Source organism: Arthrobacter sp. N1 (assembly GCF_048288285.1).
GTDB lineage: Bacteria > Actinomycetota > Actinomycetes > Actinomycetales > Micrococcaceae > Arthrobacter_D.
In genome coordinates this window covers 796,968-809,868 of sequence record NZ_CP102608.1, presented here as the reverse complement: position 1 = coordinate 809,868, position 12,901 = coordinate 796,968, and the positions used below count along the sequence as shown (strand labels likewise).

13 protein-coding genes are annotated in these 12,901 nt (G+C 71.7%); 7 read left to right on the top strand and 6 right to left on the bottom strand.

Features of this window, described 5'->3' with window-relative positions:
* Nucleotides 1-108: 108 nt before the first annotated feature.
* The gene (locus tag NVV32_RS03780) at nucleotides 109-849 is read left to right on the top strand and encodes a YoaK family protein (protein WP_422391445.1); all 741 of its coding nucleotides are present in this window, start codon (nucleotides 109-111) and stop codon (nucleotides 847-849) included.
* 4 nt (nucleotides 850-853) lie between these two features.
* Nucleotides 854-2,278 carry a type II CAAX prenyl endopeptidase Rce1 family protein gene (locus NVV32_RS03775; protein WP_422391444.1) on the top strand — a complete coding sequence of 475 codons (1,425 nt, stop codon included), beginning with the start codon at nucleotides 854-856 and terminating at the stop codon, nucleotides 2,276-2,278.
* 131 nt (nucleotides 2,279-2,409) lie between these two features.
* Here NVV32_RS03775 and NVV32_RS03770 read toward each other — a convergent pair whose 3' ends face one another.
* Nucleotides 2,410-3,081, bottom strand: a complete 672-nt coding sequence (locus NVV32_RS03770; RefSeq protein WP_422391443.1) for a pentapeptide repeat-containing protein — start codon at nucleotides 3,079-3,081, stop codon at nucleotides 2,410-2,412.
* A 39-nt stretch (nucleotides 3,082-3,120) separates the two neighbouring features.
* Between NVV32_RS03770 and NVV32_RS03765 the strand changes: the two genes are divergently transcribed.
* The 3 genes from NVV32_RS03765 (at nucleotide 3,121) to glsA (ending at nucleotide 5,662) form a co-directional block, all read left to right on the top strand.
* The gene (locus NVV32_RS03765) at nucleotides 3,121-3,267 is read left to right on the top strand and encodes a hypothetical protein (RefSeq protein ID WP_157365831.1); all 147 of its coding nucleotides are present in this window, start codon (nucleotides 3,121-3,123) and stop codon (nucleotides 3,265-3,267) included.
* Nucleotides 3,268-3,337: 70 nt separating this feature from the next.
* The gene (locus NVV32_RS03760; RefSeq protein WP_422391442.1) at nucleotides 3,338-3,802 is read left to right on the top strand and encodes a hypothetical protein; all 465 of its coding nucleotides are present in this window, start codon (nucleotides 3,338-3,340) and stop codon (nucleotides 3,800-3,802) included.
* 45 nt (nucleotides 3,803-3,847) lie between these two features.
* Entirely contained in the window at nucleotides 3,848-5,662 is a 1,815-nt protein-coding gene (gene glsA / locus NVV32_RS03755; RefSeq protein ID WP_422391441.1) for a glutaminase A, read from the top strand.
* A gap of 242 nt (nucleotides 5,663-5,904) precedes the next feature.
* Here glsA and NVV32_RS03750 read toward each other — a convergent pair whose 3' ends face one another.
* Nucleotides 5,905-6,402, bottom strand: a complete 498-nt coding sequence (locus NVV32_RS03750) for an SRPBCC family protein (RefSeq protein WP_422391440.1) — start codon at nucleotides 6,400-6,402, stop codon at nucleotides 5,905-5,907.
* A 189-nt stretch (nucleotides 6,403-6,591) separates the two neighbouring features.
* On the opposite strand from NVV32_RS03750, the gene NVV32_RS03745 reads away from it, so the two are divergent.
* Entirely contained in the window at nucleotides 6,592-7,443 is an 852-nt protein-coding gene (locus tag NVV32_RS03745; protein WP_422391439.1) for an NAD-dependent epimerase/dehydratase family protein, read from the top strand.
* On the opposite strand, the gene NVV32_RS03740 is transcribed toward NVV32_RS03745, so the two are convergent.
* Nucleotides 7,430-8,689 carry a hypothetical protein gene (locus tag NVV32_RS03740; protein WP_422391438.1) on the bottom strand — a complete coding sequence of 420 codons (1,260 nt, stop codon included), beginning with the start codon at nucleotides 8,687-8,689 and terminating at the stop codon, nucleotides 7,430-7,432. The two genes, NVV32_RS03745 and NVV32_RS03740, sit on opposite strands and share 14 nt — an antisense overlap.
* Before the next feature lie 42 nt (nucleotides 8,690-8,731).
* A complete protein-coding gene (locus NVV32_RS03735) occupies nucleotides 8,732-9,484 on the bottom strand; it encodes a TetR/AcrR family transcriptional regulator (protein WP_422391437.1) in 753 nt (250 codons plus the stop codon).
* 129 nt (nucleotides 9,485-9,613) lie between these two features.
* Here NVV32_RS03735 and NVV32_RS03730 point away from each other — a divergent pair, with 129 nt between their 5' ends.
* Nucleotides 9,614-10,561, top strand: a complete 948-nt coding sequence (locus NVV32_RS03730; protein WP_422391992.1) for an NAD-dependent epimerase/dehydratase family protein — start codon at nucleotides 9,614-9,616, stop codon at nucleotides 10,559-10,561.
* Here NVV32_RS03730 and NVV32_RS03725 read toward each other — a convergent pair.
* Nucleotides 10,558-11,535 carry a D-2-hydroxyacid dehydrogenase gene (locus tag NVV32_RS03725; RefSeq protein WP_422391436.1) on the bottom strand — a complete coding sequence of 326 codons (978 nt, stop codon included), beginning with the start codon at nucleotides 11,533-11,535 and terminating at the stop codon, nucleotides 10,558-10,560. The two genes, NVV32_RS03730 and NVV32_RS03725, sit on opposite strands and share 4 nt — an antisense overlap.
* Nucleotides 11,528-12,853 (bottom strand): AI-2E family transporter, encoded by a 1,326-nt coding sequence (locus tag NVV32_RS03720; protein ID WP_422391435.1) that lies wholly within the window; start codon nucleotides 12,851-12,853, stop codon nucleotides 11,528-11,530. The genes NVV32_RS03725 and NVV32_RS03720 overlap by 8 nt, the downstream gene beginning before the upstream one ends.
* Between the last annotated feature and the right edge of the window lie 48 nt (nucleotides 12,854-12,901).

The window sequence follows — 12,901 nt, the reverse complement described above, 5'->3', positions numbered from 1 at the left end:
CTGCGCTGCGGGATACAGCTTCTGCACGGGCGAAAGGATTGAATACAATCGCTCGTACGACGATAAGCTTCGTATACATTCGTTTCAAGACTGTTACCGAGGGAATTCATGGCGAAGAAGAAGGCGAAGAAGAACCCGCGCGTCGCGACGGACCGCCTGCACCTGTGGCTCATGCTCGTCCTCACCTTCTCGACGGGCGTGATCGACGCCGTCGGCTACCTCGGGCTCGACCGCGTCTTCACCGGGAACATGACGGGGAACGTCGTCCTCCTCGGGATGGCCTTCGCCGGCGGGGCGGACCTCCCGATCCTCCGGCCCGCCCTCGCCCTCGTCTTCTTCATGGTCGGCGCGGCTCTGGCCGGGCGCGTGCTGCGGAAGGGACCGGAGGGCTGGTCGGGGCGCACCTCGAGCACGCTGCTCACGGTGACGCTCGGACTCACCGCGCTCGCCGTCTACGTGGCCCTCGTCGACGTGCATGCCGCGGAGATCCTGGGCAGCATCACGACGTCGGTGCTCGCCACCGCGATGGGCATCCAGGCCGCCACGGCGAAACGCCTCAAGGTCGCCGAGATCACCACCGTCGTCGTCACCTCCACCATCACGGGCCTCGCGTCCGACTCCCGGCTGGCCGGCGGCAGGAGTCCCTTCTGGGCGCGCCGCTTCTCCGCCATCGCGCTCATCATGGCCGGTGCCGTCGTCGGGGCGCTCACCCTGACGGTGGACCTGTGGCTGGGCATCGCCGTGTCCGCGCTGCTGTCCGGCGTCGTGACCCTGGTGGGGCACCTGCGCCATCGGACGGACCGCCGCTCGGCGACGGCGGAGAACGCCAAGGAAACCGCATTACGGTAGGAGTATGGATCAGCTCGACCAGCACTACGCGTACCACCGCCTCGCCCGTTCATGGCCGCAGTACCGGTGGTGGAAACCGCTCCTGACCGGGCTGCTCGGACTGGCCTTCTACCTCGCGCTCACGGTACTGCTGCTCGTCGTCGGCGTGGTCGCGGCGCTCGCGACCTCCGCCGACACGCAGCGGATCATGGAGGCTGCGGAGGCGCTCGATCTCAGCAACCCGGTGATCTTCGCCTTCACCCTGGTGTCCCTGATCCTCATGATCCCCGCCCTGGGCATGGCGACGTTCATCATCGGCCCGAAGCCCATCGGCCTGCTCTCCTCCGTGGCGGGGCGGATCCGCTGGCGCTGGCTGGTGACCTGCGTCGTCACGGCGATCGCCGTCTTCCTCGCGAGCCTGCTCGTCTCGACCCTCCTCACCGTGGTGTTCCCCGAGGACGGCCCAGCGCCGTCCGCTCAGCAGGACACGTCGGCCCTCTGGATCTTGCTCGCGCTCTCCCTGCTCGCGGTCCCGTTCCAGGCAGCCGCCGAGGAGTACGTGTTCCGTGGATACCTGATGCAGGCGATCGGTGGCTGGCTGCGGCATCCGGCGTTCGCGATCCTCCTCCCCATCCCCCTCTTCGTGCTCGGTCACGGGTACGATCCCCTCGGCCAGGCCGACGTCGCGGTCTTCGCCCTCTTCGCCGGGTGGATCACCTGGCGTACAGGCGGACTGGAGGCGGCGATCGCCGTCCACGCCATCAACAACATGACCATCTTCGTCCTCGGCGCCGTCGGGGTGGTGGACGTGAACAACACCGAGGGCTCGGTGGGCGGGCTGGTCGTCTCGGTGGCGACCATGGCCGTCACGGCAGCCGTGATCGTGCGGCTGGCGAACCGGCGCGGGATCGGACGGACACGCCCCGGTGCGGCCGGTCCCACGGCGGCCCGGCCCGACCCCGTACCGGCGGGAGCCGGCCAGGGCGCACACCCCGGCTTCCCCGGGGGGATGCACGCCGTCGCCGGGGTCCCGGTCCAGGTCCGATCATGGGACCCGACCCAGTACGGGACGGGCCGGCACGGGACCGACGGGCACGTCGACGCCCCGATCACTGCCCCCTCCGCCGCCCCGCTGGTCCAGCATCCGGCCGGGCCGACGCCGGCACCCCTGCAGCGCCCGGCATGGCAGGACCCGTTCGGATCGCCCGTCGACCGCCCGCGGGCAGGCGCTGCGCAGCCCGCGCCGGGGCGCGACTACACCGCCGACCGTCATCCGCCCGGACCCTCTCATCCCGGCGGTCCGGGCTACCCCGCCGGCACGCCCTACCCGTCCGGTCCCGGCTACCCCGCGGCGACCTCGGCCGCGTCCGCGGCGCGCCCGGACTCTGGTGACGGCCAGGAGGCCCGGGACGACGACGGCGATCGGTCCGGGGACGAGCCCGGACGCTGACCCTGCCCCGCGACGCCCACTGGCACGACGCCGGGCGCCGGGCGCCGGCCCAGGACGACGGCCATCGGTCCGGGGACGAGCCCGGCGCCACCCCTACCCGACGACGCCCGCCGGCACCTCCGGCACCGGCGTCAACCCTCCACCCGGAGACCCATGCTCTCGGCGAGGAACGGCGCGAGGAGGAGCATCTGCCCGTCGTCGATGGTCGCTCCCCGCAACCCGTCGATACCGTTGATGGTGCGGAAGCTGCTCGTCCGCAGATCCGTGTCCCTGAGCCGGGCCCCGTCGAGCGTGAGTGTGCCGACCGTGCAGTCCTGCAGGGCCACGCGCGTGGCCGTGCAGCCCGTAAGGTCCAGTTCTCCGATGATGCACCCGCTGATCAGGACATCCGTGAGACGGGCACCGCGCAGGTTCACGAAGTCGAGCTTCCCGCCGTCGAGGTGCACGGCGTCGAACCTGCTGTCGTACAGCTCGGCGGATCCCCAGCGCGTACCGCGCAGCGACGTCCCCCGCCAGCTGGTGCGGGAGGCCCGGAAAACCGGCGCGAACAGATCCTCGAAGGAACACTCGAGGAAGCGCGCGCCCCGCAGTTCCGTCCCGTCGAGGGAGACATTCTGCAGCAGGCACTCCTGCAGCGTGATGCCCGCGAGGTCGCCCGCATCGAGGACGGCGCGCGCGTAGAGCTCGCCCTCCCGGTGCTCGCCGTCGAGGAGGACGGGGTCATCGACCCGCGTGAGGTTCGACGGTGCGTGCAGGGCGAGGCGAGGGGCTTCGGTCGACGTGCGTGCTGATCGGGGTGGCATGGTTCCTTCCGGTCCTGACCCGCTCCACCGGCTGGGCAGGTGATCCTGATCCAATCACGGGCCGGTGTCGGATCGGGCAGCGCGGGCAACGGGGGCGCGCTCATCGGCTGGATCGCGGTCCTCCTCTGCGTCACCCCGCACGACGCCGAGGAGCGCCTGCTCGACGAGCTCGCCGCGCGCAGGTGAGGGCGGGGCCCGACGATCAGCCGCCGTGCTTTACTGGACAGCATTCGGCAGTCCAGGGGGAGGAACAGCGATGAGCACGGACCGGCTGCAGGGCACCTACGATCCCCGCTACGAGGGCATCTACCAGCGGGGCGGCGCCACCGATGCGGTGCCGCGGATGACCTCCGAGGCCCCTCCCGCTCCCGCCCTTCCCGTCGCCCCGCCCGACGAGGCAGCCATCCCGGGGATCGTCGAGGTGGGACCGGACACCGCGCAGGAGACCGAGGAGCCACGACCCCGCAATCCTCTCGACGTCTGGATCTGGGTGGCGGCCGCCGTCCTCACCGCGCTCGGGGTGTACTTCTTCGCTGCGCCGAGCATGTACCAGAGGGCCTTCGACGAAGCCATGATGAACGGACAGGCGAACGGGATGTACGTCAACCCCTGGTTCAACACCACGGTGCTGGCGGCCCCGCCGCTGATCCTCCTCGGCCTGGCGACCGCCGTCGCCCAGCTCTTCGTCCTCTCCATCCGGCACACCCTGCGCACGCGCTGACCGGGCGGGCAGTCCGCCACCGGCCGCGCCCGTAGGCTGGGAAGCATGGAATCGCCGATCGACACGTACCTCAGGACCATCCACCGAGAGATCTCCGAGCTGCGGGACGGCAAGCCTTACAGCACCATCCCCGCCATGGCGAACGTCGATCCGGACAACTTCGGCATCTGCCTGACAACCGTGGACGGCTACATGTACGAGGTCGGTGACACCCGCGAGGAGTTCACCATCCAGTCGATCTCCAAGCCCTTCACGTACGGGCTCGCCCTCGCGGACCTCGGCATGGAGGCGGTGGACGCGAAGGTGGACGTCGAGCCGTCGGGGGATTCCTTCAACGAGGTCTCCCTCGCCCCCGGGACGGGACGCCCGTCGAACGCGATGATCAACGCCGGAGCCCTGACGGCCACGTCGCTGGTGCAGTCGCGCGGCGGCAACACCCGGTTCAAGCGGATCGTGAACGCCTATTCGGCGTTCGCCGGCCGCCAGCTCGGCGTGAACCAGGAGATCTTCCGGTCGGAGCTGGAACACGGGCACCGGAACCGCGCCCTCGCCTACCTCCTGCGCTCCTTCGACATCATCGAGGACGATCCGACGCCGGTCATCGAGGACTACTTCCGGCAGTGCTCGGTCATGGTCAACTGCGTCGACCTCTCCGTCATGGCCGCGACGCTCGCGAATTCGGGCCGTAATCCGCTCACCGGGGTGGAGGCGATGGACATCCTCGCCGTCGAGCGCGTCCTCTCGGTGATGACGACGTGCGGGATGTACGACGACGCCGGTTCGTGGATCAGCACCGTCGGCATGCCGGCGAAGAGCGGGGTGGGCGGCGGTACCATCGCCGTCCTGCCCGGCCAGGTGGGGCTCGCCGTGTACTCCCCGCCCCTGGACGAGCACGGGAGCAGCGTCCGCGGGATGGCCACCAGCCAGCGGCTCTCCCGCGACATGGAACTGCACTTCGTCCGGGCCGCGCGCGCCGGGCGCTCGGCCATCCGCGCCACCTACGACATCACGGCGGCGCCGTCGGGTATCCGCAGGACCGACGAGGCCATGGAGGTCCTCCGCGACCACGGCCACCGCGCCATGGTGATCGAGCTCCACGGGGACCTGCTCTTCGCGGGGACCGAGTCGATGGTGCGCGAGCTCAGCGGGCTGGACGACGACGTCGATGTCGTGATCCTCGACCTGCGCCGCGTCGACGAGGTGGCGGACGTGTCGCTGCGCCTGCTCGGCGAGGTCCGGGCGAACCTCGAGGCGGTGGACTGCGAGCTGGTGCTGATCGACGGCGAGAGCACCCTCGCCGAGACCTTCAAGGACGTCGACCGGGCCGTGCCGACCTTCGACACGCGCACGGCCGCCGTGGAGTGGTGCGAGAACGAGCTGATCACCCGCTACGGCGGCGATCTGGTCCTGCCCGCACGGGTGGAGGTGGCCCAGTGCCCCGCCCTGAGCCCGCTGTCCGAGGAGGCCGTCGAGGCACTGACGCTCCGGATGGAGGACAGGACCTACGAGAAGGGGCACGTGGTGCGCCGCGTCGGGCAGAGCTTCGGCGGGGTGTTCTTCATCCTGTCCGGGAAGATCGCCACGTCGGTACCCGGTCCTTCCGGCGAGCGGCTCAGGCTGACCACGCTGAGCGCCGGCATGACCTTCGGGGAGCTGGCCCTCGGCAACGACGACCGGCAGGAGACCACCGTGAAGGCCCTCGAGGACGTCCATGTGAAGGTCCTCACGGCGCAGGCCATCAGGAGCATCGAGAAGGAGGATCCGCCGCTCGCCGTGGAACTGTGGAAGGCCCTGACCCGGGACGCCTACACGCGGGTGGACCTCTACCTCCGGGAGACCGCGGTGCGCATCCGCGGCTGACGACCCTGCCTGCGTCCTGGACCCCGTTCGGCTTCGAGGGATCCATCGCCCTCGGCCTGGCTCTGTTCATCGCCGCCGTCGGCGGCGGGGCCATCGTCGCTCTCGTGGGTGCGGTGCGGATCATCCAGCTGCGGACGGCGACCAGGCGAAGCCGCCGCTGAGCACTGGCTCCGAAAAAGGCAGGATCACCGTCACGGTGATCCTGCCTCCTCTATGCCGGGACGTCCGGTATGCGGCGGGCCTCAGGCGGTCTCGGCCGCGGCCTTCAGGTTCCTGAGGGTCCGGCGGATGTTGCCGCGCTGGAAGGCGGCGAAGGTCGTGCCACCCGTCGCGACGTAGTCGAAGGCGCGTGCCGCGGCATCGTGCCAGGGTCGGTCGTCCGTCCAGGTCTCGGTGACGAGCGTGCCGCCGTCGCCCTCCTCGAAGGTGTAGCGCCATGCGGCGATCCTCGCGGGCAGCCGCCGCGTCCGCCCGCCGATCGCATGGACGCGGAAGGCGAACTCCCGGCCCGGCTCCGCGGCCGTCACGGTGCAGCGGGTGGTCCAGCTGACCCGTCCCCGCGTGTTGGCGCCGTCGAACACCGTCCCGACCCCGATGGGCACGCCCGGTGCCGCGAGCACCGCTCCCCTGTTCTCCGGGCTCCACTCGCCCATCCGCACCACGTCGCTGACCATGCCGTACAGCACCTGCGGCGACTGCGCGATCACCACGCTGTCCTGGACCGAGATCACCCGTCCCATGCGTTCCCCCCCTCGCTCGGATACCTGGCCGGACCCGGCCCGGTGGGAGCGGGGCGCCGCGGGCCAGTCTACGGCGCCTCCCCTTCCCTCCCCGCCGGCGTCCCGACCGGCACCGCCACGGTCGGCACCGCCCTAGACTGGCGGTCGGACATGGCCGAACCAGGCCCGTGACGGAAGGACGGACGGCGCATGACGGTACTGATCGCGGGATGCGGGGACCTGGGCACGGAGGTCGGGCTGCGGCTCGCCGCCCGGGGGGAGCGCGTGGTCGGCTGGCGCCGCTCGCCGGAGCGCCTGCCGGCCGGCATCGAGGGGGTGCGCGCCGACCTGACGCAGCCGCTGCCCCCGGTCCCGGCTGATACCGACGTCGTCGTCATCGCCACCGCGGCGGGCGGCAGGACGGAGGAGGCGTACCGCAGCGCCTACGTGGACGCGACCGGCAACGTGCTCGATGCCCTCGAGCGCGACGGCGTCACCCCGCGCCGGGTCCTCTTCGTCTCCTCCACCGCCGTGTACGGGGATTTCGGCGGTTGCTGGGTCTCGGAGGACTCACCCGCGGAGAGCACCGCCCCGACCGCGCGCCTCGTGAAGGAGGCCGAGGACGTCCTCCTCACACGGACCGACCACGGGACGGTGCTGCGCCTCTCGGGGATCTACGGTCCGGGGCGCACGCGTCTCATCGACCAGGTGACCGGCGGCAGCGCGGTCCTGCCGCAGGAGGTGCAGTGGACCAACCGGATCCACCGGGACGACGCCGCCGCCGCGATCGTGCACCTCGTGCTGGACGTCGAGGAACCGGAGCGGATCTACCTCGGCAGCGACGAACTGCCCGTGGACCTCGCCGAGGTGCTGCGCTTCCTCGCCGCCGAGCTCACCCTCCCGGAGCCGCCGGCCGGCGACGGCTCCGGCGGTCCGGTCCGGGGCGGGGCCCGCCGCGTGGACAGTAGGCGCCTGCGCGCGTCGGGCTTCTCGTTCACCTACCCGACCTACCGTGTGGGGTATCGCGCCGTGCTCGCCGGGGAGGGCGTCAGGCACCCCTGACGGATGGTGCGGACCCCGCCGTGCGCGTGCCGGCTGCGAGCCGTCCGAGGCGCACGAGGGACCAGACGAAGATACTCACGACGAGCAGGTTGCGCAGGGTGAGCAGGACGGCGACAGCGGGGTTGAGCTCGTAGCGCAGGGCGTCGTAGAACACCGGGTAGACCAGCGTGGTGAGGGCGGCCGTGGCCAGCATCGCGAGGGCGGGGTACCGCCAGCCCGCCACGCCGTCCAGGACCAGCCCTGCGGCGATCACCGCCGCGATCCACAGCATGAACTGCGGCGAGCCGACCTTGTTGAAGACCACGAGCGTGGCGACGAGGGCGAGCGAACCGGTGGCGAGCAGGCTCCCGGCGGCGGCCCCGCGGTGCAGGGCGACGGCCAGGGCGGCAGCCACCACCAGCACGGTCAGGACCAGCAGCGGTGTCATGAGGTCGCCGACCACGCCGCTGAGCGCGCCCCGGACCTCCATGGTGTTGATGACCTCGTCCTCGAAGAAGTAGGCGCCCGAGGAACCGGTGATGGCCTGCCAGACACCGGGGGTGCTGAGCGGGGCCTCGAGCTGCATGCCGCGGGCGCCCTGGGCACTGAGGAAGCCGGTGAGGTTCCGGACGTCCCCGAAGGCCGTGACCGCTGCGGCGATCGCGGCGGTGAGGGCGAGGCCGGCCCCCACGATGCGCAGCCTGCCGTCACGGACCACCACGAGTGCCGCGAGCACCACGGCGGCGGGCCACACCTTCATCCAGGTGGCGGCGCTGAGGAGCAGGGAGGCCACGAAGGGGCGGGCGGCGACGACGAGGAGCCCTGTGATGACGAGCGGGGCCGTCAGCCCGTCGATCCTGCCGACGGCGACGGGGCCGAGCAACGCGGTGGCGGTCAGCCACCAGTACGCGGCGGTGAACGCCGACGGCGTGCCGCGTCGCAGCAGGGCGGCGGTTCCCAGGGCGTTGAGCCCGGCGAAGAGCGCGAACCAGGCCAGCTGGTAGAGGAACGGACCGAAGGCCGCGGCGAGCACCATGGGCGCGAGCGCCCCCACGGGGTACACCCACGCCGTGTCGATGCCTTCCCAGACGCCGTCGTTCAGTGCGCTGTAGGCCCATTCGCGGTAGAAGCGGATGTCACTGAGCACTCCCCCACCGATGATGAACGGCAGCAGCCGGGCCAGGAAGCCCGCGTGGATGACCGCGAAGAACAGCCAGACCGAGCGGGCGGTGTTCCGGGTCTCCGGGCTGGGCAGGCGGATGCGCACGGGTTGCTCCTGGTCGGGGTGGTGGCGGCAGCGGCCAGTCTCTCACCCGGTGCGCGGCGTGCGCCAATCTTTCCGCCTGCTCCCGGCGGGGACGGGATGCGTCAGCCGCCGGAGGCCGAGCTGGACGGCGATCCGGTCCACCACGAGGTCGAACAGCGCCGCCGGGTCGGCGAAGGTGGAGGGACCGTACTGGCCGAAGACCTCGAAGGAGACGGCACCGAAGAGGGCGGACCAGGCCTGCACCGTTGCCGCGATCACCCGGTCCGGCACGGCGAGTGAGAGCTGGTCGCGGATGGCCCGCAGATCCGGTGCGAGCACGGGCGCGACGGGTTCGGCCGTGCCGTCGAGCTCCCCCGATCGCCAGGCACCGTCGATGATCAGAGCGAGCAGCGTGACCACGCGCGTGCCCTCGGCGGTGGTGCGTTCGGCCGGAGCGGCGTACCCCGGGACGGGACTGCCGTAGAGCAGCGCATAGCGGGACGGCTCGCGGACGGCCCAGGCGCGCACCGCCTGCGCCAGCGCCCTGAAGCGGTCGGCGGCGGCCGTCCCCGCGGCCTCCACCGCGGCGTCGACCTCGTCCCCCAGTTCGGTGTAGGCATCGACGACGAGGAGCGTCAGCAACTCGTCACGGTTGGCCACGTACCGGTAGACGGCGGACGAGACGACGCCGAGCTCCCGCGCCACCGCGCGCAGGGAGAGCGCGGCGGCGCCGACCTCGCCGAGGTGGCGGCGCCCGATGCTGGTGATGTCCCCGAGTGTCTGCTCCCGGGCCCGGGCCCTCGGTGTTCCTGGCATGGCGCCAGCCTTGCATGCGGGAGAGAGCACCGTCAACTGATGAGAGCAGTGCTCTTGACCTCGACGGGGAGGACGCGCACACTTGTTCTGAGAGCAGTGCTCTCACTTCCATTCACGAAAGGCACGATCATGACGCTCTACGTCGTCACCGGAGCAGGACCCGTCGGCTGGACCATCGCCGAGCAGCTCGCCGAGCGCGGAGACACCGTCCGTCTCCTCACCCGCTCGGGCAGCGGTCCCGACCACCCGTCGGTGGAGAAGCTGCGGGCAGACGCCTCGGACCCCGGGGCACTGGCCTCGGCCATCGCCGGGGCCGCCGCCGTCTTCCACTGCATCCACGGCAGCGCCTACACCGCCGGATCCTGGCGGCGCGAACTGCCCGCCGCCGAGGCCGTGGTGCTCGACGCGGCACATCGCGCCGGCACCGTCGTCGTGTTCCCGGAGAGCCTCTACTCCTACAGCCACCCGGACACCGTCATGACCGAGGACGGCGAGCGCGCGGCCACCGGAGGCAAGCGCGGCGTCCGGACGGCACTCCTGGCGGCGCGGGCGGCCTCGCCGGCGTGCACGGTCTTGGTGATCGCCTCGGACTTCTACGGTCCGCGGGCCCGCATGGCCCACGCGGGTGAACGGATGATCCCGGCCATCCTGGCGGGCAAGGCGATCCAGCTGGTCGGCGATCCCGGGGCACCGCACTCCTTCACGTACGTGCCCGATCTCGCGGCGGCGATGATCACCGCGGCCGGCCTGCCCCGCGCCGCGGACCGGATGCTGCACGCACCCACCCTCCCGGCGCTGTCCCAGCGCGCGATGGCGGAGGCGTTCGCCCTGGCGGCGGGCGTCGTCGTGCCTCCGCTCAGGGGCATTCCCGGGTGGCTGCTGCGGGCGCTCGGCACCGTACTGCCGTCCGTGCGGGAGATCGCCGAGCTGGCGTACCAGTTCGACCGGCCCTTCGTCATGGATTCCTCGGCCTCCGAGCGGCTCCTCGGGCTCGCCCCTACTCCCCTCGAACAGGGTGCCGCGGAGACCGTCCGGTGGTGGCGGGAGGACCTGGCCGTGGCCGGATCAGCCGCCTAGGGCACGGGGCGTGACGGTACGTACCCGAGGGCCTTGTCGACCACGCCGGGGAGCGGCTCCCCCGCGGCCCACAGCAGGAAGTTGCGTTCGAACTGAGCGGCGAGATCATCCAGCCAGGAATCGGCATTGCTCGCCATGTGCGGCGTCACGAGCACCGACGGCAGGGACCAGAACGGGTGGTCCCCGGGCAGCGGCTCGACGGCGAAGGTGTCGAGCACGGCTCCCGCCAGGGTTCCCGCGGTCAGGCGCCGCACGAGGGCGTCCTCGTCGACGAGCCGGCCGCGGCCGGCGTTGACCAGCACGGCAGTGGACGGGAGCGCGTCGATGACCCGGGCGTCCACGAGATGCTCGGTGGCCGGGGTGAGCGGTGCGACGAGGACGAGCCAGTCGACGTCCCCGACGATCCGCTCCAGGTCGCTCGAGGCGTGCACGCGGCCGAAGTCGGCGTCGTCCCCGCGCGCGGTGCGACCCACCCCCTCGACCCGCACGCCGACCGCGCGGAGCAGGCGGGCCGTGTGGCGGCCGATGCTGCCGGTACCCACCACCAGGGCTCGGGTCCCGGCGATGTTCCTGCCCTCACGCCACGCCCAGACCCCCTCGTTCTGCCGGTCGCGGAGGGGACCGAACCCCTTGGCCGCGTGCAGCATGCCGCCGAGGACGTACTCGGCCATCGGCTGGTCGAAGATGCCGTGGGCGTTGGTGACGACGACGCCGGAGGCCACCAGCCCGGGGAACAGCAGCCTGTCCACCCCGGCCGCCGCGACGTGCAGCCAGCGCAGCGAGCCCGCGGCGTGCCAGGCCGCGGGCAGCGCTCCCGAGAAGTAGTCCCAGAGGTAGAGCACCTCCGCGCCGTCGAGCGCCCGGTCCAGGTCCCCGGCCTGCGCGATGCGGACGTCGGCGAGTCCGGCCACGCGCTCGAGCCCACGCACCGGGCGGGCTCCCTCGAGGACTGCGACGACCGGCCGCCTAGCCACCGGACTGCTCCGAGCGGTGCCCCACCGGCCCCGCCGGGGCACTGGGCTCGTCGTCCGACGCCGTCGCGGCCGGGCCCTCGCCGGACGCCGTGCTCGGCGCGGGCGGAACGGCGCCGGGGTCCCCGGAGGCGACGCCGGTCGCCGGTCTGTTCTCGATCGACTGGTCGCGCAGGTACCGCAGCACCACGATCGCCACCGCCGTCGTGGGGACCGCGAGGAACGCCCCGATGATCCCGAAGAGCGTGCCGCCGGCCGTCACCGAGGCGAGCACGACGGCGGGATGGATCTCGAGGGTCCGCCCCACGAGCAGGGGCTGGATGAAGTTGCTCTCGAGCTGCTGGACCAGGACCACGAGACCGAGCACCGCGAGCGCGCTCACCCAGCCGTAGGCGAGGAACGCGACGAGCGTCGCGACGAGCCCGGAGACGATCGCCCCGACCACCGGGATGAAGGCGGAGAAGAACACCAGCACGGCCAGCGGGATGGCGAGCGGGATGTCGAGGAGCACCAGGCCGAGCCCGATGAACACGGCATCGACCAGAGCCACCGTGGCCTGCGCGAAGATGTAGGAGGAGAGGGCCCTCCACGTCCCGCTCGCGATCATGGACGCATGGCCGAACGCCGTCGAATTGGTCCAGCGCGCCGCCCAGGGCATGAAGCGGTCGCCGTCCTTGAGGCAGAAGAAGGTGAAGACGAGGGCCAGCAGCACCACCACCGTGCCGGACGTCAGCTCGCCCAGGCCCGTCGTGATGCCGCTGACGATGTTCCCCACGTTGGCCTGGACCTGGCTCAGTGCCGTGTCCACGATGCTGTCGAGGTTCGGGGTGTCGAGGTTCAGCGGCGGCCCGGCCACGAACGCGGCGAGGTCGGCGATGTTGTCCCGCGCGAGTCCGGAGAGGTCCGTGACGCCGCTCGCGATCGCGGGGATGGTCAGCGCCCCGATCCCCACGACGATCCCGATGAACCCCAGCAGAGTCACGAGTGCGGCGAGGACCTTCGGGAGGCCGCGGCGCAGGAACCTGTTGACGGGCCAGAGCACCGAGGCGAGCAGGAGGGCGAAGAGCGTGGGCAGGACGATGGACCAGAGTGCCTTCGTGAGGTACCAGAGGACCACCAGCCCGGCGAGGACGATGATGGAACGCGCCGTCCACGCGGCACTCACCGTGAGGCCGTCGGCGAAGGCGTGCGGCCTGAAGCGGCGGGCGACGGAGGAGCCGTGTGCCGCGGGGACAGGCCGGGGCGCGGGTTTCCATCGCCGCGCAGACCGTCGTGGAGATGGGGTCTCGGTGTCCGGGCTACCGGCGTCTGCTTCTGTCACGTAGCCATCCTGCCCTAAGCGGGCGGCTGCGGGCTCACCGCGCAGGGC